The following is a 24,481-nucleotide window of genomic DNA, read 5'->3' on the forward strand; positions in this document are numbered from 1 at the left end:
TCCTCCCTCGGTCACCGACGATCGGCCGACGGGGGCGTTGCCACACCTCCTGGAGCGCGTGGCCGCGTCCGCCTCATGGCCGTCGCGTGGCAGCTGGCGCCGCCCACAGCGAGATTATGTTGAAATTTCGACGACCGTCAATTGTTCGAGCTATGTCGCACTCGACTGCCGACTTCGCTAGTCCCAGAGTCGGCCCGCCGCGGCCCGCACCGCCTCCCGGTCCAGCAGGGGAGCAAAGGCCCGCCACAGCAGCAGGCCGGTTCCGGCCCCGGCCAGGGCCCCCGCCACCGTGTCGCTGGGCCACTGGGCATGCAGCCATGTGCGGCTCCACATCATCGCGGCGACGAACACGATGCCGAACAGCCACCACCAGAGTCGCGCACGGGGAGGGAACACCACCACCGCGACCACGACTACGAGAGTCGCCGCGCTGGAAACCTGCCCTGACGGGAACGAGCCGTCGTTCACCAGGACCCACGGGTCCGACGGGCGCGGACGGTCGGCCAACGACTTCAAAGGCAGGACCACGAGCATGTTCGTGACGGCAGCAGAGGTGAACACGAAGACCGCGGACCTCCAGCGCCCGTAGACGCACAGGCACCCCGCGAAGGCGAGAGTGATGATCTGCCCCAGAGGCCCTCCCAGCCGGTCGAACACGATGGCCAGGTCCGTCGCCGCGTCCTGGCGCGACCCGTTCATTCCCTCCATCCAGCGGTCGTCGAAGCCCTGGAAGAACGGCGGTCCGTCACCGCGGAGGATCAGGCCCAGCACCACGGCGGTCAGCAGGAGCAGGGCTCCGGCCAGGAGTGCGCCGCGCGGCGGAGCTGCGGGAACGGCGTGTCGAGGCGGCGCCGATGGTGGCGGCGGATGGCGGGGGGAGGTCGCGTTGAGCACAGCCGGCCTTTCACGGTCGGCTCCCCGGCCGGCCCGGCACGGAGAGCGGGTTGAAGGAGTCAGGAATACGGGCCGACGCATCAGCGTTTGCGCGCGGCGGGTCGCGCGCGGGTCCGCTTGCAGCAGCGGCCCTCCTCCGGCGGGGCTCCTCGGGGCAGGCCCCGGTGAGAGGCACCGCGGCCGGGAACGTCCGCGGGTGGGGATCGCAGAGAGAGATCGGCGCCGCCACAGCGCGCCGTGCCGCACCGCCCTTCGTGGGGGCGGCGCGCGCTACTCGGTCGCGATACGAGGGGAGCGCCCTCTGTTGCCGGCCGGCGCTGCGGCGGTACTGATCGAGCGTGTCGCGTTCGGTGCGGCCCCACCGGGCGCAGCTCGACTCACATGAGAATATCGCGCTTGAGTGACGCTCGCCATACTGTCTAGATAGTTTTCCGCCAACTCGGTCCGCCGGGCCGCGCAGTGACCCCTGGAGCGCAGCTCAGGTCGACGAGGACCACGCGAGAACAATCCGAGTTACACGGTTCACAAAGCCCGGCCCACCCTCTCGATCGTCACGATTCCCATACAGGACCTAGCAAGTGGCTCATCCGCGTGCTAAAACAAGGCCCAGCGCCAAGTAACACGTGTAACTACTCCGCTGACGTCGGCAGGGCTGTCGCGCCGTAAGGGCACGATCACGCGGCCGCTTTCCATCCCCCTCCCCCCGCTCCGTCCCCGAGGAGTCGACATGTACCTCGTCATCAACCGTCACGCGGCGCGAGCGCCCCGCAGACTCCGGCGGTCGTCGTGACCACCGATGAACTGATCCAGCCACCCGCACACCCAGCGCCCAGCGCACCTCGGCAGCGCGGACTCATGCTGCTGCTGCTCGTTGCCAACTCCTCAATGCTGGCTGTCTACATGGGCGTCGGCTCGGTCCTGCTACCCACCCAGATCGCGTCGATCGATCCCGCGAACAAGGTCGCCATTCTGGGCGTGGTGGGCGGGGTGAGCGCGGTCTTCGCGACCGCGTTCAACCCGATCGCAGGCGCCCTGTCGGACCGGACCGGCAGACGCAACCCCTGGATCCTGGGCGGCGCCCTGGCCTCGCTGGCCGCACTGGCGTTCCTCGGCAACGTACACACCGCGCTGCTGGTCGGCATCGGCTGGTGCCTGGTGCAGGCGACGATGAACGTCTACCAGGCCGCGGTCACCGCTGTGGTACCCGACCGGATCCCCGCGGCCCGCCGCGGAACCGCGTCCGCGCTGGTCGGGCTGGCGCTGCCGATCGGCGGCACGGCCGGCGTATTGATCGGCTCGCAGACCGCCGACCACCTGCGCACCGGCTACCTCATCCTCGGAGCCATAGTCGCCGGTGCGGCAGTCCTGCTGGCCACCTTCTGCCGGGATCTCCCCAAACGGGCGCCCGCACCGGCCGTGCCCCGGCGCGAGAAGCTCGCCGCGTTCATGTCGGCCCTGGCCCATCATGACTTCCGGTGGGCGTTCATCGGCCGCGCCCTGATGATTCTCGGTTACTTCTCCGTCATCGGTTACCAGCTGTACATCCTGGACGACCACATCGCGCTGCCCGCCGGTCTGGAACCGGCCGCGGCGATGGCGATTCTCACCCCGGTCTCGATGGTCGCCATGGCCGTCTCCACGGTGGCCGGCGGCATGCTGTCCGACCGGTGGAACCGCCGCAAGGTGTTCGTCGGCGTCTCGGCCGCGGTTACCGGGCTGGTCACGGTGATCCCCGTCGTCAGCCCCACCTGGACCGGGATGCTCGTCTTCAGCGCGCTCAACGGGCTGGCGTTCGGCTGTTTCATGGCGGTGGACACCGCGGTGGTCACGCTGGTTCTGCCCAAGGCCGAGGATGCCGCCCGCGACATGGGCGTACTCAACATCGCCAACGCCGGGCCGCAGATCATCGCGCCGTTCGTCGCCTCCGCGATCGTGACCACCCTGGGCGGGTACGCCTCGCTGTTCCTGATCGGCGGCGCCCTGTCCCTGCTGGGTGCGCTGGCGATCGTCCCGATCCGCGGCGTCCGCTGACCCACCCCATGCCTGTCCCGCGCGGACACGGCCTGGCCAGAGCTCCGGCGGGCGTATCGCCGAGGGTCGTACGCCCGCCGGTTCCACTCCTCACCCTCCAAGGAGCTCATAGTGAGACGTAAGCGAGTTCTGCCCCTGGCCGCCCTGCTGCTGTCTGCGCCCGCCCTTGCCGGGACGGTGCCGGCGGCTGCATCTCCGCAGACGACGCCGGCCGGCCCGCTGCGGATTCTCCTCACCAATGACGACGGCTACAACGCCCCTGGCATCCGTAAGGTGTTCGAGCACCTGACCGCCGCCGGACACGACGTCACCATCGTCGCCCCGCTGACCAACCAGAGCGGCACCGGGACGAAGATGCTCAGCGGCACCACCATCGCGGTCAAGCATCCCGAGCCGAAGGTGTGGGCCGTGGACGGCACACCCGGCGACTCGGTGATGTTCGGCCTGTCCGAGGTGTTCGAAGGGCAGGCCCCCGACCTGGTGGTCTCCGGCACCAACTTCGGGCCGAACGTCGCCGGTCTGGCGAACCACTCGGGAACAGTCGGCGGCGCCATCGCCGCCCTCGAGTCCGGTGTCCCCGCCATCGCGGTGAGTACGGGCGGCTTCGCCGCTCCCGATCCGGTGGCCACCGTCAACGCCATGCGCCCCACCGCCGACTTCGTGGTCAAGCTCATCGACCGCCTGCAGGCCCGGTCGAAGTCCGGACAGCTGCTGCCCGAGGGTGTCGGCCTGAACATCAACCACCCGGTCATCGGCGCGGACGGCAAGGGAACCGCCGACGGCACGTCCACCACGTTCCAGGACCCGCAGGCGCCGCTCGTGCCGGACTTCACGGACTCCGGCGACGGCACCTGGAAGGTGGGCGTGAAGTTCGCCCCGCAGCCCGCTGCCAAGGGCGGGGACGTGGAGGCCGTGAGCGCCGACAGGATCGCCATCAGCCCCATGGCGGCCAACTGGAACACGGGACCTGCCGACTTCGCGAAGACCAGGGCCCTCCTCGCCGGACTGCGCCCGTAGTTCGGTCCGTTCACAGGTATCCCGTCCTGGCCGTGACGACGGGACGGCACACACGCCACTTCCGGGCGCACGGCCAGGGCCCGGAGTGACGAGAACCGGATGACCGGGGGCGGGGTGCACGGTGCACTCCGCCCCCGGTCACTTCGGCCTGCGCGTCGCGGCCGCCGAGCGCCACCGAATCGGCCCCCGTCGCCCGCCCCGCGCCCCAGCCCGGACGACGGGCCCGGCATGCCCGCCGGTGACCCGACCGATTCCAGGAGGATCAATGAGAAGGCTTCACCTTGCGAGACCATCCACGGTTCTCGCCTCGGTTCTTGCTCTGGTGGCGCTGCTTGTGCCGGTACTGCCGGCCGCGGCGGCGTCGCCGTCGGACAGATCGTCGGCGAACCCCGAGGTCAGGACCGGCGATGGCAGCCTGCGTGGCCAGACACAGGGCCAGGCAGAGGAGTTCCTGGGCATCCCCTATGCGGCGCCCCCTGTGGCGGGCTTGCGGTTCCGGCCGCCGCAGGAGCCCCGACGATGGAGCGGGGTACGCGACGCGACGCACCAGGCGAAGGCGTGCCTGCAGTTCTTCCCGTTCGGCCTGCGTGATCCGCAGGCAGTCAGCGAGGACTGCCTCTACCTCGACGTATACCGCCCGCGGGGCGCCCGGCCCGGAGCGCGCCTGCCCGTGGTCTTCTGGATGCACGGCGGCGCGTACAACATCGGCACGGGCACCCAGTTCGGCGGCCGGGCCATGGCCGAACTCACCAACACCGTCGTGGTCAGCATCAACTACCGGCTCGGCCAGCTCGGATACCTGGCGCTGCCGGCGCTCACACGCGAGAACACTCTCGGTTCCGGCTCGTGGGGTCTCATGGACCAGATCGCGGCCCTGAAGTGGACCCGGGAGAACATCGCGGCGTTCGGCGGCAACCCGGGCAACATCACGATCTCCGGGCAGTCCGCGGGCAGCGGCTCCGTCTGCGCGATGCTCACCTCGCCGCAGGCCTCCGGGCTGTTCAGCCGTGCCGTCCTGCAGAGCGGAGCGTGCACCCTGATCCGCACTCCCAGCCGTACCCAGGCCGAGACCACAGGTCAGGCCTTCGCCGCCACGGCCGGCTGCCCCGACCCGGCGACCAGCGCCGCCTGTCTGCGAACCGCGTCGGGAGCAGACCTGATCGCCGCCGCCCGCACGCAGCCGGCTTCCGGGCCCGCGTTCGGCGACCGTCTGCTGCCCGTGCAGCCCTCGGAAGCCATCGCCGCCGGCGACTGGAACAAGGTGCCCGTCATGATCGGGAGCACCCGCGCCGAGAGCAGATTCTTCGTCGCACTGAGCCAGCCGTACCTGACCGCGAAGGAGTACACGGAGCAGATCACCGCGAACCACGGACCGGCCGCGTCACAGGTGCTGGCCCGCTACCCGCTCACCGGCTACCCCTCCCCGTACCTCGCGATGTCAGCGGTCCTCACCGACTCCACCTTCGCCTGCCACAACTACTGGACGGCCCAGGCCTTCACCACCCAAGTCCCCACCTATCTCTACGAGTTCGACGATCCCAACTCGCCGACCCTGTACGGAGCGCAGGTCCCAGGAGTGGACATGACCAACGGCCACACCGCCGAACTCGCCTACCTCTTCGACTTCACGATGAGCGACCGGCCCCTGACAGAGGTCCAGGCCCAACTCGGCAACCGTATGAAGCGCTACTGGGCCGCTTTCGCACGGTCCGGCAGCCCCAACGTCGTCGGGCAGACCCGGTGGCCGCTGTTCGGCCCCAGGGGCACGGCCCTCACCCTCAACACCCAAGCCGACAAGAGGTCCACCGCTTTCGCGTCCGACCACCAGTGCGGATTCTGGGCGGCCCTGGCTACCGGTCACCCGGGAACGGCCACGGGGCGGTGGGCACCACTCGGGCACAACGCCCCGTCCTGATGCGAGAGGTCCGGGGTAACGCCCTTCCCCGGACCCCACCGCTCCGAGCGCGCTGAGCGCTTCGCCTCAGCGCGCTGCCCGCTCCCCACCCATCACAGGTATCCATGGAGGCTCCGCGCATGACCGCCCCTTCGCGCCCTCTGGCGACCGAGCCGCGGGTCCGTCCGGCGCCCACCGGGGCGCGCCGCACCGGGGCGCGCCGGACCGGCTTTCTCGTCACGCTGGTCCTCGGCGGGATCACCGCGCTGGCGCCGCTCTCCACGGACATGTACCTGCCGGCGCTGCCGGAGGTCACCAGCTCGCTGAACAGCCCCGCCGCGACCGTCCAGCTCACCCTGACCGCCTGCCTCGCCGGCATGGCGCTCGGCCAGCTCGTCGTCGGACCCATGAGCGACCGGTGGGGCCGCCGCCGCCCGCTGCTCACCGGCATGGTCGTGTACGTCATCGCCACCGCCATCTGCGCGTTCGCACCCACCGCCGAGATGCTGATCGGCTTCCGGCTGCTCCAGGGACTGGCCGGTGCCGCCGGCATCGTGATCGCCCGCGCGGTGGTCCGGGATCTCTACGACGGCGTCGAGATGGCCCGGTTCTTCTCCACCCTGATGCTCATCTCCGGCGCCGCCCCGATCATCGCCCCCCTCGTCGGCGGCCAGGTCCTGCGTATCACCGACTGGCGAGGCGTCTTCTACGTCCTGACCGCCATCGGTGTCGTGCTCACCCTCGTCGTGGCGAAACGGCTGCACGAGACCCTGCCACAGGACAGACGGCACAGCGGCGGCGTCGGCCAGGCCCTGCGCACCATGCGCTCGCTGCTCGCCGACCGTGTCTTCACCGGCTACACGCTGGCCGGCGGCCTCGCCTTCGCCGCGCTCTTCGCCTACATCTCCGCCTCGCCCTTCGTGATGCAGGAGATCTACGGCGCGTCCCCGCAGACCTTCAGCCTGCTCTTCGGGCTCAACTCCATCGGCCTGATCGCCGTCGGCCAGATCAACGGCAAACTGCTGGTCGGCCGGGTCAGCCTCGACAAGGTACTCGGCGCCGGCCTTGCGGTCATCACCCTCGCCTCGGCCGCCCTGCTGCTGATGGCCTCCGGCGTCTTCGGCGAGGTCGGCCTGGTGCCGGTCGCCGCCGGCCTCTTCGTGTTGATGTCCGCGATGGGCCTGGCGCTGCCCAACACCAACACACAGGCCCTGATGCGCACCCCGCACGCGGCCGGCACCGCCTCCGCGCTCATCGGCACCACGGCCTTCCTCATCGGCGCCGTCGCCTCCCCGCTCGTCGGCATCGCCGGCGAGGACACCGCCGTCCCGATGGCCGTCGTACAACTGCTCTGCGCCCTCGGCTCCACCGCCTGCTTCCTGGCCCTGTGCCGACCCTGGCAGTACAGGATTGCGGGCAGCTGACGGGCTGCCCGACCTGATCGATGCGTAGATCTCCATCCCTGGCCACGTATCCACGGAAGCATCCTCATGCCAGCTTCACCCGAGCCGATGCCCCTGCCCTTCAGTTGGGCCGACCAGCAGCAGCACCTGGTCGGTCATCTCTCGGCGCTGGTCCGCCTGGACACCTCGAACCCGCCGGGAAACGAGATCGCCGTCGCGCGCTATCTCTCCCGGGAACTCTCCCGCTCCGGCATCTGGCACACCGTGCTGGAGTCCGAGCCCGGGAGGGCGAATCTGGTCGCCCGGCTGCCCGGGTCGGGACACGAGCCGCCGCTGATGCTGCTGGGCCATGCCGATGTCGTCGGCGCCCAGCCTGAGCAGTGGAGTCGTCCGCCCTTCTCCGGTGAGGTGGCGGACGGCTGTGTGTGGGGCCGGGGGGCGCTCGACATGAAGAGCCAGGTCGCCGCGAGCCTGCTGGTGATGCAGCTCCTGGCCGGGCACCGCATTCCGCTGCGCCGTGATGTGCTGCTGGTGGTCACCGCAGACGAAGAGGCCGGAAGCCGACTGGGGGCGTACTGGCTGTGGGAGAACCATCGCAGCCTCGTCGAGGCCGAGGTGGCGTTCAACGAAGGCGGCGGCCAGCGTTTCGTGACACCTGGCGGCCCCGTCTACACCGTCCAGGTGGCGGAGAAGGGCAGCGCCCGCATGCGGATCACCGCGACCGGCCGGGGCGGTCATGCTACTCCGACTGCGCGCGTTCGCCCCCGAGTCGGTGCTGCAGCCGACCTCGCGCAGAATGCTGACGACCCTGGCGGAGCTGTATTCGGGCGCGACCGCCGAGGCGATCCGCCATCTCCTTCAGGCGCCGACGTGGGAGCGCGCGAACAGCCTGCCCATCGATCCCGTCCTCCGCGATTTCGTCGTCGCCGGACTGCACAACACTGCCACTCCGACACTCCTGTCCGCGGGACGGCGGCTGAACGTGGTGCCGACCGAGGCGACCGTGGTGCTCGACGGACGGCTGCTCCCCGGCGAGCGGCCCGAGCAGTGGAGCCAGCAGATCCAGAAGGCCCTCGGGGAGAGCGTCGAAGTGAGTCTGCTGAGCGGCAGGGTAAGCAGCCTCGTGCACGACGATCCGCGGATCATCGAGGTCCTGGACGAGACCGTCGCGGCCCAGGAACCGGGTGCGCGAGTGCTTCCCTACATCAACTCGGCCTCCACGGACGCACGCGCCTTCCCCGACACCAAAGTGATCGGGTTCTTCCCCTCGTCAAGTGACGAGGACATCATGCGGCTCATCCACGGAGTGGACGAACGCGCCCGCATCAGCGACGTGCTGTTCGGCGGGCAGTGCCTGCTGGACGCCGTCGTCCGCCTCTCCACCTGACCCTCGTCGTGGACGTCGCGACTCCCTCCGGGCACCCGGCTCTCGCGCAGTCGCAGGCCGATCACCGTGGCGCGACAATGGGGTACGACCCGGTCGGGCTAGGACATCGAGGTGACATGCACGCACCTGCCAGTGGCCGTCCCGGGGAGCACCCGCTGCCCACCGACTACAGTGCCGCCCTCGTCGTGGACGGCAGGGGCAGCGTGCTCCAGTACACCCCGGACGCCCTCCAGGCGCTGGGATGCCCGCCGGAGGGGGTCCTGTCACTCTCCATCGGTGGCCTGCTCCCGGCATCGGACGGTCGCACGACTCATGGGCTGTGGACCGACGACGTGTCGGGACGCTGGCAGGAGGTGCCCTACGTCGTTCTGCCGCTCGTAGCGTCGGACCCGTCGCCGCAGGTCGCCCGCTGGCTGGTAGTCCTCGCCTCCGCCGAGCCGGCAGGGGAGCTGGAACGGGCGCGCAGGCAGCTCAGCCTCTCTCGCGGCGCCGCCGTGCGTATCGGTGCCTCACTGGACGTGGTCAGGACGGCCGAGACGCTGGCCGAGGTGCTGGTCCCCGACTTCGCCGACCTGGTCACGGTGGACCTCGTCGAGGAGGTACTCGTCGGGGACGAGCCGCCACAGCTCGCCCATGGAGGCGACATCCGCCTGCGCCGGGTGGCTGCCGCCCCGAACGGCGGGGCAGGGCTCGGCGCCGTGGTGCGGGTGGGCGAGGCGATTCCGCCCATCCCCGACAGCGCCATAACGCGGCGGCTGATGCACGGAGAGCCGGTGACCGTGCCGGACATGGATGCTCTGCGCACCGCGCTCGGTCTGGACGAGGAGCAGGCGCGGGTGCTGATCCCCGAGGGAGCGCGTTCGACCGTAGCCATTAGTCTGTACGCACGCGGCCTGGTGCTCGGCACGGCCACACTGTGGCGGACTCGGCTGACCACCGCCTTCGACGACGATGACGCCGCTCTCCTGACCGAGGTCGTCTCACGCGCGGCGTTGAGCGTGGACAACGCACGCCGGTACACCAGGGAGCACCGATCGGCCGTTGCCCTGCAGCGCAGTCTGCTGCCCGGCTCCGTCTCCCGTACCCCCGGCGCCGAGACGGCCGGAGCCTACCTGCCTGCGGGCGCCGGGATTGGAGTCGGCGGTGACTGGTTCGATGCCATCCCCCTGTCGTCTCTGCGGGTGGCTTTCGTGGTCGGGGATGTTGTCGGGCACGGACTGGGCGCCACGGCCGCGATGGCGCGGCTGCGTACGGCAGTGCAGGCGCTGGCCGACCTCGACCTCGACCCGGAGGAGCTGCTGGCGCACTTGGACGACCTGATGCTCATGTTCTCCACGGAGCACGACCCGCAGGACCCCGCGGCGGAGCTGGCGGTGCTCGGCGCGACGTGCCTGTACGCGGTCTACGACCCCGTGACCCGGCGGTGCACCATCGCGAGTGCCGGCCACCTACCGCCCGCCGTGGTACGGCCGGGCGAGGCACCGCTGTTCGTCGACCTTGCGCCCGGCCCGCCGCTCGGTATCGGCGGGATGCCGTTCGAGCCGGTGGAGATCGAGCTGCCCGAAGGCAGCCTGCTCGCGTTCTACACCGACGGTCTGGTGGGGCGTCGGGACGAGGACATCGAGGAGGGCATGGCCAGGCTGAGAGAGCGGCTCGCCGACTGCGCCACCACGGACCGTCCGTTGGACGAGGTCAACCGTGAGGTTCGTGAGGGGCTCCTCCCCGCCTCACGCGCCGACGACGTCGCCCTGCTGCTGGCCCGTACCAAATGTGTGCCGCCCGAGTCTGTCGCCGAGTGGGAGTTCGCGGCCGACCTGTCGCTCGTGGCGCAGGCACGAAGACTGGCATGCCGCCAGTTGGCCGAGTGGGAACTGGACGAGCTGGCCTTCACGACCGAGCTCGTCGTGAGCGAACTCGTCACCAACGCAATCCGCTACGCGGGCGGACCGGTCAGGCTCCGGCTCATCCGCAGCGAGGTGCTGGTGTGCGAGGTTTCCGACCCCAGTAATACCCAGCCACGGCTGCGCCGGGCCCGTTCGACGGACGAGGGAGGCCGTGGACTCTTCCTCGTCGCCCAGCTGGCGACCCGGTGGGGCAGCCGCTACGCCCGCTCGGGCAAGACCATCTGGACCGAGCAGCCCCTGGGTGCCCCAGGCTGAGATCGCCTCGGCGTCCGCGGCTTCCGGTGAGACGATGCCTTCGAGGTCACCACCCTCGGCGCTACCGGTCGTAGGCCGGATCCTCGCGCAGTGCCGCCTGTGGACTACAGCCCCGAGCGGGATCGCCAGATCCCGCGGGACGCGCCGAGCGGGTCCTCCGCCACGGATGGCTCGGTGTCCCAAATCCGCACCAGTGGCCGCTCGGTGGTGAACTGCGGCCATCCCGGGTCGCCCGTGGTCGCGAAGGATATCCATGAGTCGCGAAGCCGTCGCGACAGGCGGGTGAAGTCGTCAGGCACAGATCTGCCGATCAGGAAGGCCGAGAGGGGGCCGTCCGCGTGCCCGAAGGTCACCGGGATGTCCAGGGTGTGGACGGCCCCCAGGGTGCTTCCCCACACCGGGCTCGTCCAGGCGAACTCGTAGAGGTGGCTACGGCCACCCGCAGCGGCATGGGCTTCGGCCAGCCACGTCGCCGGTATCCGGAACAACGCGTCCGAATACATCACCGTGTACAGCTGCTGGTCGGTCATCCCTGGATGGGCCGCCCGGTAGTCGTCCGCCGCCGAAGCGCCCAGGCGCAGGTGCCCGGCGACAGCATCAAGGCCCAACTCGGCCCGACCGCGGCGGCCGCGTTCCGGTGCGGGGGTGGCGGCGCGTGCCGGCCCTCGGCCCCTGCTGCGGAGGCGGTCGCGGAGCATACCCATGGCCATGGGAAGCATCCTGGCGAGGTCCGACAGCCGCGGCCTGATCATCCCTCGTTGCATCGAGAACATCGTGAACTCGTCCCGGGTGTACCCGCAGATCAACTCGACGTCGCGCGCTGCCCCCGAGCGCACGGCGAGCCATGGGTTGTCCACCACCGTGACGCCGTCGATGACGGGCGAGAATGCGGTGATCGCCTCCGGAGTGGTCCAGGCGGTGGGATCCGCCTCCATGGACGGCAGGGCGACATCCTGCACGGCCAGCAGGGCTTCGGGCGCCACCGTGGTCAACTTCTCCGGTTCCACCCCCACGGCGTCCGAGATCATGCGCGAGATGCGCTTGGCCTCCTCCTCCGGGAGAAAGCGTCCGGCCATGCTCTGCACGATGGCGCGGCGGAACAGCCCCCGCGAGGCCGGTGCCGTCATCAGCGCCGCGACCGATGCTCCACCCCCGGACTCGCCGAAGATCGTCACGTTGTCCGGGTCGCCGCCGAACGCGTCGATGTTCTCCCGCACCCAGCGCAGTGCCGCGGCCTGGTCGAGGAAGCCGCGGTTGGCGGGGGCGCCCGGAACGTACCCGAAGCCCTCGAAACCGACACGGTAGTTGAAGGTCACCATGACGACACCGTCACGGGCCAGCACCGAACCGTCGTACGTGGGGTCACCGGAGTATCCGGACTTCCAGCCTCCGCCATAGATCCACACCATGACGGGCAGCCGCTCACCCTCCGCCCCTGGCGTCCACACGTTCACACTCAGGCAGTCCATCCCGTCCTCCGGCCTCCACAGGGCAGGCATCCCGGGGACCAACGGCAGCTGCGGCGGCGCAGCACTGAACCGGCGGGCGGGGCGGACTCCGTCCCAACTCCTCGGCGGTGCCGGCGCCTCGAAGCGCAGCAGGCCGTCCGGCGGGGCCGCGTACGGAATCCCCTTGAAGACGCGCAGGCCGTCGAGCACGGTCCCTTCGACCGACCCGGCAGTGGTCATGACGACTGGTTTCATGGTTGTGCCTCCATGCATGGCGACTGCGGGCGAGCGCGCCGAGGAGAGAATATATCGAATCTCTTTCGATCGTCACTTAAGTGCTACATGCGATATCCGCCACCGCAGGCTCGACTCGCTAATGCCCGGGGGAAAGGTCGGACAGCAGGACATCGAGGACCGTCTCCTCCTCGACACGGACGCCCAGTTCCGCGAGCGCCTCGGGCAGATCCGGGTCCCAGGGGGCCTCGGCCCGCAGGCCGGTGAGGGGCGGGCCGGCAGGGGGCGTGAGCACCGCTGCGCGGTAGTCGGCGGCCGTGTAGCGCCAGGGCAGCCAGGGGATGCGGCGCAGCAGTGCGGAGGCGATGCGCAGCCCGCCCCAGTCGAAGTCCCCGTGGTAGTGGAGCGTGGTTCCGCCCTCGTGCAGGTGGCGCAGGAGGGTGAGGGCGGCCGCGGACGGCTGGCCCTGGAGGCACACCAACGGCGCGGAGCGCGTGCCGTGCGCATCCGCGGCCGCGGCGAGTACCGCCGGGTTCTCGCAGATCCGGACGGTCGGGGCGGATGGGGCAGGCGGGCGGCGGATGAGCTGCCGCAGGGTCAGAACGGCCGGCTCGCCGGCCTCGGCCATCGAGTCCAGGGCGGGAGTACCTCGCAGGTTCAGGGTGAGGACGGTCGAGGACAGCTCGTCGCGGAGCAGGCCCGCCGAGGCCCACGCCTCCCGGCGCCATTCCGCGCCCGTGCCGTCGGGGAAGCCGGTCAGTGCGCGGATGCCGGACAGAGTGACGGTGGCCGACGGGGTGCCGTCGTCCAGGGCGTGGGCGCTGCCGAGGACGCGGGCCGCGAAGGCGGGAAGCGAAGCGGGCGGGTCTGCGGGGAGGGCGCGGAGGGCGGTGGCGACCTGGCCGAGGAGGGCGTGGGCCGTGGGCGGGGAGCCGGCGAGGCGCCGTATCAGGCCGTCGCCGCGGAGCCGGGCGGCCCAGGCGGCGAGGGCCGGGATCTCGTCCGCGAGGGCGTCGATCGGGGCATGTGCCTCCTGCCAGGCCCGGTCCTCGGCCTGGCGGGCGGGGCCGAGCGGGAGCACCGGCCCGGTGAGCACGGGCACGGCGGCGGCCAGGCCGTCGGGGCTGATCCCGGAGCGGCGCAGGACGGCGTCCACCTCGTCGAGCCGGACGGTCAGGGAGCGCCCGCTGCGGGGAGAGCGGCCCAGCAGCCGCTCGGCGGAAGCCCGCTGGGCCGGCGTGGGTGCGCTGAGGGAGACCGGGCCGGTGAGGGGCTGCTCGCGCTCCAGACGCCGGCGTGCCCGGTCGACGAGCCAGGCGAGGCCGGGATCGCCCAGCAGGCGGCGCAGTCGGCCCTCGTCGACGGTGGCGGTGGCGGTGGCGGATGTCAGGTCCACAGGTGCCCCGGTCCCGTCGCCGCCTCCACAACCACAACCGCAGCCGCAGCCGCAGCGGTATCCGTATCCGTATCCAAGTCTGCTGCCCGCACCGGGTCCTCGCGGCGCAGCCGCCGCGTGCCGTCCCATTCCCAGCGGGTGACGAGTACCGCCGCCACCTCGTCGATCCGGGACAACTGGGCGATGGCGATGCCGGGCACCTGCGGGTAGCAGGCCCACTCGCGTTCGCTGGTCATCACCACGTCGAGGTCGAAGGCGTGCAGCAGGCCCAGGCACTTGGCACGCGAGTCGTCGTCCACGCCCGCGAACGCCTCGTCGAGGGTGATCAGGCGCGGCGCGTACGGGCTGCCCGCGCTCGCGTAGTGCGAGGAAGCCGCGGCGAACAACGGCACGGACACGGCGAGGACCCGTTCGCCGCCCGAGGCCGGGCCGGTGGCCGGGACCCAGCGGCCGTGCTGGTGCCGTTCGACCCCGAATTCGTGCCAGGAGCGGTAGTCGAGCGCGGCCGTGAGGTGTTCGAGCCAGCTGCCGGAGGTGTCGTCGCTCTGCTGCCGGGCGATCTGCGCCTGCAGGAACTCGCCCACCGCCGCCCGGTCCTCCGGGGTCCAGGCGTCGGCGGACTGGCGCAGCCGCTCACGCGCCGGAGCGAGGCCGGAAGGGGCCTTGCGGGAGGCCCGCCAGACCAGCCGCAGTTTCATGCCGGTGGAGGTGGGGCGGTCCTCCAGTTCGGCGTTCATGTCCCGCACCTGCCGTTCGGCGGCCCCGATGAGTTCCTGGAGGGTGCCGGCGACCTCGGTGATCAGGTGGGTTTCCAGGATCTCCCGTTCATGGGCGGACAGGATGCGGGTGAGCTCGCCGACCTCGGCGGTGAGGGCCTCGGCGAGTTCGGGCACGGCGCGTTCGCGGCCCTGGTAGACGATGTCGACGACCATGCCGTCCTCCACCATGCGGGCGGAGGCGGTGTGCCCGTGCCGGGACAGGGTGTCCTGCAGCGTCTTGAGTTCCTCGCTCAGCCGACGCTGTACGCGTTCCCAGGCGCCGTCCGAGTCGTCGGCAGCCGTCAGCCCGGATTCGATGGCGCGGGCCAGCGCGATCGCGGGCGTGGCCGCCCAGGGCCCTTCGTCCGCGGCGGGCACCGCGAGATCGGGCAGGGCGACGGTGATCAGGCCGGTGGCGGTGAACCGCTGGAGCCCCGCGATGGCTTCCGCGCGCGCCTCGGCGGCCTCGTCAAGGCCCTTGTCCAGCTGCTCGATCCGGCCCTCGGCCCGGGCCACTTCCCGGTCGGCCTCGGCATGGCGCTGCCGGGTGAGACGATGCTCGGCCTCGCATGCGCGCAGGGCTTCGGCGGCCTCGGTGAGCCGCCGCTGAAGTTCGGCGACGGCCGCGCCGACGGTGGAGCGCAGCGTCGTGTGCCGCTCGTCCGCGGCCGCCGCCTCGCGACCGGCCTCCTCGGCGCGGAGCGCGAGTTCGGCGGCCCGCTCCCCCGCCTGTGCGGCCTCGGCGCGTTCCTCCTCCGCCTGGCGGGTCGCCTCGCCACGTTCGCGCAGGGCCGGCCAGAGGGCCGCCAGGACCACGGCGAGGGAGCCGTGGGCCCGGCGTACGGCGGCAAGGGCGGCCGGGTCGGCGGGCAGGCCCAGATCGGCGGTGGTCGCGGCGAGTTCGGCGGCCGCCCGCTCGGCGCGCTCGGCCGCTTCGCTGAGGTCCGCGGCCCGCTCCTCGCGCCGCAGGCGGGCCCTGCGTACGGTCTCGGCGGCGGCGGTCACGTGGGCGTGCGCCCGTGTGAGGAGGCTCTCGTCGGGTACCTCGGCCAGTTCGGCGTCGAGGCTGCGGCGGCGCCCTGCCACGGCCTCGGCCTGCGCCGCGACGGCGTCCGATTCCTGTTGGAGCAGGTCGAGTTCGGCCCGCAGGGCGGCGATACCCGCCCGCCGTGCCGCCTCCCGGGCGCCCTCACCGATGTACTCGGCGGCCGGCTTGGCCCAGCGGCCCGTGAGCGTGCCGACCCGGAAGCGTCCGTCGGGTGCCGCCCAGGTGCCGGCTCCGCTTTCCCCTCCGCTGCCGATGGCCGCGAGCAGCCGTACGACCGTTCCCTCGTCCACCGCCGCGGCCTGCGCGTCGCCGTGGTCCACGGCCGGGCGCAGGAGATCGCGCAGCGAGGCCCCGGTGACGGGCCCGGTGGCCGGTGAGAGGAGGACGTCGTGCCCGTTCGCGGCGAGGGCGGAGCCGTCGGGAAGCACCCAGGCGTCCAGCAGCCCGGACGCCTCCAGCGCCGCCTCCAGTCCCGCGCGCTCCTGCTCCGGGAGGTCCTCGCGGAAGTCCACCAGTCGCCACAGCGGTGCGCCGGGAAGCCGCTCACGCAGGCCGGGCGTGCGCGTGGGCGGGGCCTGGGGGCCGCGGCGTCCGCCGGCCTCCAGCGCGGTGAGCTCCTGCCGGATCCGGCCGGTGCGCGCCTCCAGCTCCGCCTGCCGGCGTGCGGCTTCGGCCGCCTGGTCGGCCAGGTGCGCGGAGGCGGCGCTGTGGGCCCGTGCGGCGTGCGCGCGGGCCGGGTAGGGCCCGTCGAGGTGCCGCGTCCACTCCTGGAGTTCGTCGAGCAGGCCGGCCGGGTCGGGATAGGCCAGCTCGATCCAGGCGCGGGCGCGTTCCCGTACGTCGTCCAGCAGGGCCCGGCCGGCGCGGGCCGTGGCTTCCTCCGCCTGACCCTGCGACGCGGTGGCCTGATCGAGGTCGGTGTCAGCCTCGTCGAGGCGGACGGATGCCCGGCGCCGCCCCTCGGCCGCGCGCTCGGCCGAGTCGCAGAGGCCCTCCGCGTGGGCGAGTGCGCGCTGTCCGCGGTCCATGGACTCCTGGGTGGTACGCCGCAGTTCCGGTTCGGGCAGCCGGTCTTCGCCGGGCAGGTCGCCGGGCAGATCGCTGGGCAGATCGCTGGGCAGATCGCTGGGCAGATCGCTGGGCAGGGCGATGCGTGCGGCGGAGGCCGCCTCCCTCGCCCGCCGGAAGGTGTCCTCGGCCAGCTGTCCGGCCGCGCGCAGCCGGTTCTCCGCGGCCCCGAGCCGCCCCAGTGCGCGGGTGTGCAGCCGTGCGGCCTGGTCCCGGTCGTCCCGGGCCCGCTCCAGCACCTGGCCGGTCTGCTCCACCGCCTTCGCCGCCTGCTCCAGTTCGCGGGCACTGCGCATCTCGGGGCCCTCGCGCAGGGCGGCGTCCTGGGCCCGCAGGCGCGCCTGGGTCTCCTCCAGGGCGGCGATCCGCTCCTCGGCCGCCGCCCGCGCTTCCTCCGCGCGGGTCCGCTGCGCCTGGGCCTCGGAGAGGTCGCGCTGAAGGTGCTCGTACCGGGAGTGCTCCCCGCGCGGGAGGCGGGCGCGCCGACGGGTGGCGATACGGGCGTAGCGCCGGTAGTGCTCCAGGAAGGCGGAGGCGGCCCGCTCGGCGGCGGAGGCGGCTGCCAGCTCCTCCTTCTCCTCGTCCAGGGACCGGAAGGCCTCGGCCACATCGGCGACGACGGCCTGGTCCATGGGCGGCAGCGCCTCGGTGAGGGCGCGGGAGAGGGCTGCCTCGTTGGGGCGCTTGGACAGCTGCGGCTGGCGCAGTTGGATGAGGAGGTCGACCAGGGCTCCGTAACGCTGCTCGCCCAGTCCGAAGAGTGCCTCGTCGACGGCCCTGCGGTAGGTCCTGGCCTGGTCGTACACCATGCCGTGCCCGGCGACGGCCTCGGCGAGCCGGTCCCGGGAGAGGGCTGTGCCGGTGGCGTCGAGCAGGCTGAGGGATGCCTCGGTGGCTTCGGCGGGTGCTTGCGGGCCGTGGTCGACGCGCTGGCTGGTGAGCGCGTACCAGTGGCGGGCGATGCCGCGTCCCGCGACGGCCTTGAGTCCGCAGACCAGGGTGCGGAAACGCCGTTCGCCGCTGGTCTCGTCGAGCCTGCCGAACTCGATCCAGGTGTAGCCGAGCCGCTCGGAGTGCGGATGCTCGCCGCCGAGGAGCAGGTTCCACTCCATCCGCTTGCCCGGGTCTCCGTCGGGTTCGACGCGGCGGGAGCTGAGGTCCCCGTCGAGCAGGAAGGGCAGGGTCAGGGCGAGCACCTTGGACTTGCCGGTGCCGTTGTTGCCGCGGAGCAGCAGGCGCCCGTCCCGGAAGTGGAATTCCTCCACGTCGTAGTGGAAGAGGTCGACGAGTCCGATGCGCAGGGGCTGCCAGCGGGATCGCGGCGGGGAGGGGAGGCGGGTCACGGCTGACTGGCCTTTCGCTGCGCGGGCACCGTTGCGGTGCCTGGTTCGAGTACGACGGTCTCGCCGACCGCGTAGCGGGCGAGGGCGGGGCGCGGCGCCACCTCGTCGGCCGTACGGGACACCAGCCCGAGGGCGGCGAGCCGGGCTACGGCCTGTTCGACGAGTTCGGCTTCCATACCCGGCTCCCGGGCGGACTTGGCCCAGAAGCCGCCGTGCTCGGCGGCGAGTTCGCGGACGCGCAGAGCCAGCCGGCCGACGGTGACCGGGCCGCCCGCCGCGGCCAGGTGTTCGGCGAGAAGCAGCGTGATGTGGCCGTGGGTTCCCTGTTCGGGCATTCGGACGTCGGTGAGATCGTCGTCCGGGTCGACCATCGCGATGCCTTCGGCCCGTACTTCGGGGACCAGTCCGGTCAGTTCGGTGATCCGGGCGGTGAGGAAGCCGCGTTGGCGGGTGAGGTAGCCGAGTTCGGCGTCGCTCAGCTCGTCGTAGTAGAGGACGGGGTCGTCCAGGAGCCTGCGGGTCAGTGCCCGCCGCATGGCGCGGAAGCGCAGTTCGTCGCTGTCCAGGGCGGTTTCGGCGACGAGTTCGCTCAGCCGGTCGGCGAAGGCTTCGGCGTGCACGGTGGAGGGGCCGCGGCGCACGGCGAGCAGCCCGGCCAGGACCCGCCGTTCGACGTCGTACAGGACGTCCCCCGCCCCGCTGACGTAGGCCTCCTCGTCGCCGGCGACCCGCCGCAGCACACCGAGGCTCAGCAGGAGCTTGACCACGGCGGCGAGGTCGAGGCGCTCGTCACGGCGGTCCAGGGTGAACTGGATGCCTGCCTGGGCGATCTGGGGGTCGGCGGCGTCGAGGACGACCTGGTCGGCGAGGCGGCCGAGGGCGGTCTGGCCCTCCCCGCGTTCGAGGGCGGCGAGGGCGAGGCACAGCAGGACGTAGCGGCGGCGGGTGAAGGGGGCGGCGGCGCGGGTTGCCTCGCGCGCGGGGTGGGTGGGGTCGGTGAAGACCCCGGGGATCTTGCGCAGGCGGGCGGCCTCGGCGTCCACCTGGAGGGGCCAGCCGGTGTTGCGGTCGAACCATTCACGCAGTTCGGAGGCGTGCCGGCGGACGAGGCGGAACTCGTCGGCGCTCCGGCCGCGCGCGAGCAGGAGGGGCTGCTTCAGCAGGGCGCGGGCGGCCTTGCGGAGCTCGGCGGCGTGCTGCCCCTCAAGCACCTCGGCGAGTGGAGCGCTCACCGGTCGCCGTCTCCGTCCGTCAGGTCGATGATCTCGATGAGATGGTCGGGCCCGCGGAAGGTGCCGGACGGCGTGCGGATCTCCGCCGTGCCGCCGTCGGCGAGTGCGCTGAGCCGGATCTCCATGGATCCGTCGTTGCTGGTGGCCACGGTATGCCGCATGCCGGGCCGCCAGGTGGCGAGGGCGTCGCCGAGCAGCTGGAGGAAGAGCCCGAAGGCCGCCGGGTCGAGCTCACCGAGCCCGGAGAGCCGGGTGATCCCGTCCGTGACGAGCCGGGCGCGGGCCGCCGCGGTCTCGGCGCTCTCCTTGGCGGCCACCTCCGCGAGCCAGGCGCGCCGCTCCTGCCGGTCTTCGACCCTGCGTGGCTTGCCGCGCCGTTCGTAGCTGCCGGTGCGGCGCAGTTGAGGGCTGATCCGCAGCGGCTCGGCCTCGGCCCACGGGGTGCCGGCCGGAACCGGCAGGGCGGCGCGGGTGGCGAGGGCGTCGGCGTCGACGGTGAGGTGCCGTGCGGGATAGAGCCCGAAGGCCGTCCGCCACAGGCGGTGCCGGGCATCGTCGTCAGGGGCCTCGGCGAACCAGCGGGCCAGCGTACGGAAGTCCGCGGACCGGTCGGAGCGTCCGGCCCGGCGCTCGTTCAGCGACCGTACGACGGCCAGGAGCTGGGGGATCGCACCGAGGGCCCGGCCGCGCAGCAGCCGGGCCTGCGACTCGCGCCCGTCCCGGCTGATGAACCACGCGGCCAGCCCGGCCCAGCGACCGGCCCAGCGCTCGTACGCCTCCCGCTCGGCGTGCTCGGCCTCCTCCGGCGAGGCGTCGGCCGCCTCGCGGCCGGCGGCGGCGCGCAGCAGTGGCTCGATACTCCCGCCCTCCTCCAGTTCCAGGATCAGCCGGGCAATGCGTCCGCCGAGCGTGATCAGGTCCTGGATGAACCGCTCCAGGTACTGGATGAGCCGGTCCTTGTAGGCGAGGAAGACCTCTTCCTCGACGTCGTGCAGGTCGATTGTCCGCTGCAGGGACCCCATGAAGGCGCGAGCGTTGTCGGCGAGGGCGGCGAACCTGCTGGCCAGCGCGTCGAGAGCCAGGTGCGTCTTGGCCTGATCCGGCTGTTCCTCGGCTGCCAGGACGAGGAGGGCACGCAGCTGGCTGACGATGTCGTGCAGGGCGACGGCCTGGAGGGCGCCGCGCCGCCCGAGCGCCTCGTCGTAGACGGACAGCGCTTCCTCGGCCGCTTCCCCGGCCCGGGTGAGCTGGTAGATGAACCGCTTGCGGTAGAAGTCCTCGACGGCGGTGACGCGGGCCGTGTCGGGGTCGGCGCGCAGGTTGCCCCAGCCGACGAGGCTGTCCAGCGCCTTGACCAGACCGTCAAGCTCAGCCGGTCCCGCCTCGGCCGGCAGCGCGGCGTACACGTCCTCGGGACGCAGGTGGACGGCGAACCGCTCCTTGGCGATGACGAATACCCGCATCACCTGACGGTAGAGCGCGGTGTTCTGCACGGTGAGGTGGGCAAAGGGGCTGAACCCGTCCAGCTGGGCGTCCGGAGCGGTGGTGGTGGCACTCATCGTCGGCCATTCTCTCGCAGCGGGCCCGCCCCCCGGAGAAGGACGAAAGTATTGGCTGATTCGCACCGGTATGAGTCACCGTAACGCACCTGGCGCGCACGCCGACGGCTGGAATCGAGACCAACCGTCGAGGACGGCCTGGAGTCCATCCGCGAGAAACTCCCGGACTCCGGCCCGTTGCGCGCCTGGCACTGGGCCGCGGCCACCCGGGGACGACGCACCACCAAGAAGTAGGACCGCCGACAACGCCAACGGCCTCCGTGAACCCAGGCATTCACGGAGGCCGTTCGGTCGGCGCCGATGCTCAGACGGGCAGCTGCCCGCCCTTGATGGCGGCAATGAAGGATGACCAGTCCGCCGCCGGGAACACGAGCACCGGACCGTGCGGGTTCTTGCTGTCCCGCACGGGGATGGCAGCGGCGAAGTCGTCCGAGACCTCAACGCACTGGCCACCATCCGAGTTGCTGTAGCTACTCTTGCGCCACGTAGCGGCGCTCAGGTCGACGGATCGCACGGCACTTCCTCCAACACGCGCAGGATGCACTTCCGCGACTCGTCCGGGGACAGGGCCAAGTCGCGCACCGCATCGTACATTTGCTGCAGACACTCAACCTGGCTGGCGGCCTCGATGAGTTCGCCACGGCTGGCGCTCTCCACATAGGCCACGGTACGGCCGTCCGGCACTCGCAGGAACATCACGTCGGTGTGCGACAGACTGTGCGGCCCCGCGCTGTGCGGAAGCACCTGAAGCGCCACGTTCGGACGCTCAGACATCTCGACCAAATGCGCCAACTGCTCACGCCAGGCAGCCGCATCCCTCAGCGGCGTACGCAAAACGGTCTCGGAGAGGATCGAGCGAAAGTGGGGCGCGTCGTCGCCTTCCAGCAGGTCGCGCCGACTCAACCGAGCCTTGACCTGCTTGTCGATCTCCTCCCCCTTCAGCCGCCCGGCCGCCAGGACCTCCCTCGCGTACCCCTGCGTCTGAAGGACCCCGGGTGGCACTCCTACCGCGAAGTGCCACAGGCTCACCGCCTCCGCTTCCAGCGCCATATACCGCCGGTACCGCTCGCGGAACTGCGTGTGGTCCCCCGCCGCCAGCTCCCACAGCGCGAGCAACAGCCCCGGCGTCCCGTAATGCTGGTCCAGTGCCTGGACGACCTCCGGGCCGCCCAGGGTCTCGCCCTTCTCCATCTTCCCGAACAGCGACCAGTCCCAGCCCAGCCGCTCCCCGAGCTGCCGCAGGCTCGACCCGCTCCCCGTCCGCAGTAACCGCAGCTCCTCCGCGAACCTCTGCCGGGGCTCCTGGCTCCGGCCCGTGATCACCCGCCGTGGCGGCATCGCGCGGCTCCCCTCCGTGACGTCCGTGGAAGGTGTGGAACTAACGCCGTGGGGCGGGGAACCACAGCCCACCCACGGTGTCGCCGGCCTCCTGCGGATCCATGCTCGTAGTGCCCGGGCTACGCACAGTAATCCAAGCTGCGTCTGCAGGTCCGGGAAGCCGCAGAACAGCCAGCCGAAGGAGCCCGCGCCATGACCACCCCGCCGCCCGCCACCCCCGACAAGGCCGCCCAGCGCAAGATCAAGGAGGCCATGGACGCCCGCGACGCCCTCGCCGCCGCCCTCACCCGGGCCGGCATCCAGTTGCCCGCCATGGACGTCCGTACCCCCTGGGCCGACGAGGCCCGCTACGCCCTCGTGCACCTCGGGCTGTGCTCCGCGCCCGTAGCACACGAACTGGCGGCCGTGATCGCGAAGGGCGCCTCCCGGTGACAGACGCCCCCGGCCCCGCCCCCGCCCCCGCCCCCGCCATCGGCGAGACCGTCCGGGACACCCACCGCAACCGCCTCGGCATCATCACCGACCACCTCGGCCCGTACATCCAGCTCCGCCCCCTCGTCGGCGGCCGGGAGTGGGACGCGAACCCGGATCACATCGAGCCGGTGAGCCCACCCGAGGTGCTGAGCGCCCGGCTCGCGGAGGTGAACTCCCGCAGCCGGAGGCCCCGTCCGAGCGGCTGAGCCCGCCGCCCACCACCGCGCGCCCCGTCGTTGTCAGTTGCGGCGCGGCAGGCACCCCACAGGCCGACGCACCGTCGGCATCTTCAAGGCGCGTCAAGAGGAGCGTTGTCGGTCTCGGGGTGCGCCTTGCGTGAGGTTCCGGAGCGTCGACGGCGGCCGAGCACCACTCCTGCGATCAGAAGGGCGGCGACCAAGGCGGCGAGGGCTGCGGGACCGATGTTGTCCAGGCCGGTGGCGATGGTCCGCTGGATGGCGCCCGCGGCGTCGATGACCGGGTCCTGGGTTGCGGGGTCGTGCTGGACGCGGATCTCGTACCAGCCGTAGTACGCGACGTACGCGCCGACGAGCAGGAGCAGTCCGCCGCCGAGGCGGGGTGCGATGGCGCCGATGCGGCGCAGCCGGGTGACGGCGGTAGTGCGGGTGACGGCGACGGTCAGCGAGGCGGCGCCGACGATCAGGCCCATCCCGCCCGCGTACGCGGTGAAGAGAATGATGCCTTCGGCGGTGGAGCCGCTACGGAAGGCGGAGACCACGATGGCGAGGAACGGGGCGATGGTGCAGCCGAGTGAGGCGGTGGCGTACGCCATCCCGAACAGCGTCATCGAGGGGATGGAGCGGGTGACGGCGGGCGCCCGCCGGACTTTCGGCGTCAGCGCGGGCAGTTGGCGGCCGGCGAGGAGCCAGGCCCCGGCCACGGCCATGAGGAGTCCGAAGGCGATGGTGAACCAGGGCAGATGTTCCTGGACCTGCCCGGCGACGGGCTGGATCGCGAGGCCGAATATGCCGAAGAGGGCTGCGAAGCCGACGGTCATCGCGGCGGTTGCGGTCAGGGCCCGGCCGACGGCGACGGTCCGGGAGGGAGAGTCGTCGCCGAGGACGAGGAGGGAGAGGTAGGCAGGGAGCAGGGCGAAGCCGCACGGGTTGACGGCGGCGAGCATGCCCGCGGTGAGTGCGAGGGCGAGGGGCAGGTCACTCATGACGGCTCAGCCGGTGATTCCGGCGACCTTCTCGGCGAGTCCCTTGCCCGCGGGCAGCACACCCTCGTACACGGTCTTGCCGTCCTTGTCGAGGATGACGTAGCGGCTCTGCTCGGTGACCTTGAACCGCTTCCAGACCTCGCCCTTCTCATCGGACAGGTGCGGGAAGCCGGAGGCACCCGTGTCGGCAACGAAGTCCTTCATGGCGGAGTTCTTGTCCAGGCCCGCGACGCCGATGACGTTGGCCTTCCCGGCGTAGTCCGCGGCGACCTTGGCGGTCTCGGATGCCTGGGCCTTGCACTTGGGGCACCAGGGCGCCCAGAACCACAGCACGGTCGGCTTGCCGGCCAGAGTCTTGGCGTCGAACGGCTTGCCGTCCACCGTGGTCGCTGTGAACCGCAGCGCCTCCGGCACCTGCGCCCCGGCGGCTCCGCTCTCGCCGCCGTCGGAGGAGGCGGGCGCCGGCGCGGGGGACGACGGGTTCGAGGGGGATGTACCCGCCGCCTCGTCGCTGGAGCCGCTTTCGGATCCGCATCCCGTGAGGGCGAGCAGGGCGGCGGCCAGGACGGCTGGGAGGACGGTGCGGGCGCGCATGGAGGACTCCTGTGTGTTCGG

18 protein-coding genes and 1 pseudogene are annotated in these 24,481 nt (G+C 71.8%); 9 read left to right on the forward strand and 10 right to left on the reverse strand.

Annotated features, from left to right (window positions below):
* Positions 1-177 precede the first annotated feature (177 nt).
* On the reverse strand, positions 178-894 hold the full coding sequence (locus NLX86_RS10290) for a phosphatase PAP2 family protein (protein ID WP_254371314.1): 717 nt from the start codon (positions 892-894) through the stop codon (positions 178-180).
* 786 nt (positions 895-1,680) lie between these two features.
* Here NLX86_RS10290 and NLX86_RS10295 point away from each other — a divergent pair.
* From NLX86_RS10295 to NLX86_RS10325, 7 genes and pseudogenes are all read left to right on the forward strand, one after another.
* Positions 1,681-2,925, forward strand: a complete 1,245-nt coding sequence (locus NLX86_RS10295; RefSeq protein WP_254371315.1) for an MFS transporter — start codon at positions 1,681-1,683, stop codon at positions 2,923-2,925.
* 111 nt (positions 2,926-3,036) lie between these two features.
* Positions 3,037-3,942, forward strand: coding sequence for a 5'/3'-nucleotidase SurE (surE, locus tag NLX86_RS10300; protein WP_254371316.1), 906 nt, complete (start codon positions 3,037-3,039; stop codon positions 3,940-3,942).
* A 322-nt stretch (positions 3,943-4,264) separates the two neighbouring features.
* On the forward strand, positions 4,265-5,857 hold the full coding sequence (locus NLX86_RS10305) for a carboxylesterase/lipase family protein (protein WP_254371317.1): 1,593 nt from the start codon (positions 4,265-4,267) through the stop codon (positions 5,855-5,857).
* 119 nt (positions 5,858-5,976) lie between these two features.
* Complete coding sequence (locus NLX86_RS10310; RefSeq protein WP_254371318.1) at positions 5,977-7,260, forward strand: Bcr/CflA family multidrug efflux MFS transporter; 1,284 nt, start codon at positions 5,977-5,979, stop codon at positions 7,258-7,260.
* Positions 7,261-7,575: 315 nt separating this feature from the next.
* A pseudogene (locus NLX86_RS35000) lies at positions 7,576-7,821 on the forward strand (M20/M25/M40 family metallo-hydrolase); the annotation flags it as partial.
* A gap of 154 nt (positions 7,822-7,975) precedes the next feature.
* Complete coding sequence (locus NLX86_RS10320) at positions 7,976-8,626, forward strand: peptidase dimerization domain-containing protein (protein WP_254371320.1); 651 nt, start codon at positions 7,976-7,978, stop codon at positions 8,624-8,626.
* 116 nt (positions 8,627-8,742) lie between these two features.
* Entirely contained in the window at positions 8,743-10,785 is a 2,043-nt protein-coding gene (locus tag NLX86_RS10325) for a SpoIIE family protein phosphatase (RefSeq protein ID WP_254371321.1), read from the forward strand.
* A 104-nt stretch (positions 10,786-10,889) separates the two neighbouring features.
* Here the strand turns inward: NLX86_RS10325 and NLX86_RS10330 are convergent, their stop codons facing one another.
* The 7 genes from NLX86_RS10330 to NLX86_RS10360 form a co-directional block, all read right to left on the reverse strand.
* Positions 10,890-12,488, reverse strand: a complete 1,599-nt coding sequence (locus NLX86_RS10330) for a carboxylesterase/lipase family protein (protein WP_254371322.1) — start codon at positions 12,486-12,488, stop codon at positions 10,890-10,892.
* A 118-nt stretch (positions 12,489-12,606) separates the two neighbouring features.
* The gene (locus NLX86_RS10335; RefSeq protein WP_254371323.1) at positions 12,607-13,863 is read right to left on the reverse strand and encodes a TIGR02679 family protein; all 1,257 of its coding nucleotides are present in this window, start codon (positions 13,861-13,863) and stop codon (positions 12,607-12,609) included.
* Entirely contained in the window at positions 13,854-18,080 is a 4,227-nt protein-coding gene (locus tag NLX86_RS10340; protein WP_254371324.1) for a TIGR02680 family protein, read from the reverse strand. Before NLX86_RS10340 ends, NLX86_RS10335 begins: the two co-directional genes overlap by 10 nt.
* Positions 18,077-19,312: a TIGR02678 family protein gene (locus NLX86_RS10345; RefSeq protein WP_254371325.1), complete on the reverse strand. Its 1,236-nt coding sequence runs from the start codon at positions 19,310-19,312 to the stop codon at positions 18,077-18,079. The genes NLX86_RS10340 and NLX86_RS10345 overlap by 4 nt, the downstream gene beginning before the upstream one ends.
* Positions 19,309-20,871, reverse strand: coding sequence for a TIGR02677 family protein (locus NLX86_RS10350; RefSeq protein WP_254371326.1), 1,563 nt, complete (start codon positions 20,869-20,871; stop codon positions 19,309-19,311). The genes NLX86_RS10345 and NLX86_RS10350 overlap by 4 nt, the downstream gene beginning before the upstream one ends.
* Before the next feature lie 304 nt (positions 20,872-21,175).
* The gene (locus NLX86_RS10355) at positions 21,176-21,385 is read right to left on the reverse strand and encodes a DUF397 domain-containing protein (RefSeq protein WP_254371327.1); all 210 of its coding nucleotides are present in this window, start codon (positions 21,383-21,385) and stop codon (positions 21,176-21,178) included.
* Complete coding sequence (locus NLX86_RS10360) at positions 21,367-22,209, reverse strand: helix-turn-helix transcriptional regulator (RefSeq protein ID WP_254371328.1); 843 nt, start codon at positions 22,207-22,209, stop codon at positions 21,367-21,369. Before NLX86_RS10360 ends, NLX86_RS10355 begins: the two co-directional genes overlap by 19 nt.
* A 192-nt stretch (positions 22,210-22,401) precedes the next feature.
* Here NLX86_RS10360 and NLX86_RS10365 point away from each other — a divergent pair, with 192 nt between their 5' ends.
* Positions 22,402-22,641 (forward strand): hypothetical protein, encoded by a 240-nt coding sequence (locus tag NLX86_RS10365; RefSeq protein WP_254371329.1) that lies wholly within the window; start codon positions 22,402-22,404, stop codon positions 22,639-22,641.
* Positions 22,638-22,889: a hypothetical protein gene (locus tag NLX86_RS10370; RefSeq protein WP_254371330.1), complete on the forward strand. Its 252-nt coding sequence runs from the start codon at positions 22,638-22,640 to the stop codon at positions 22,887-22,889. Before NLX86_RS10365 ends, NLX86_RS10370 begins: the two co-directional genes overlap by 4 nt.
* Before the next feature lie 83 nt (positions 22,890-22,972).
* Here the strand turns inward: NLX86_RS10370 and NLX86_RS10375 are convergent, their stop codons facing one another.
* Both NLX86_RS10375 and NLX86_RS10380 read right to left on the reverse strand, forming a co-directional pair.
* Positions 22,973-23,866, reverse strand: a complete 894-nt coding sequence (locus NLX86_RS10375; RefSeq protein ID WP_254371331.1) for a cytochrome c biogenesis CcdA family protein — start codon at positions 23,864-23,866, stop codon at positions 22,973-22,975.
* 6 nt (positions 23,867-23,872) lie between these two features.
* The gene (locus tag NLX86_RS10380; protein ID WP_254371332.1) at positions 23,873-24,460 is read right to left on the reverse strand and encodes a redoxin domain-containing protein; all 588 of its coding nucleotides are present in this window, start codon (positions 24,458-24,460) and stop codon (positions 23,873-23,875) included.
* Positions 24,461-24,481: the final 21 nt, after the last annotated feature.

The sequence above is a fragment of the Streptomyces sp. A3M-1-3 genome, assembly GCF_024213665.1.
Lineage (GTDB): Bacteria > Actinomycetota > Actinomycetes > Streptomycetales > Streptomycetaceae > Streptomyces.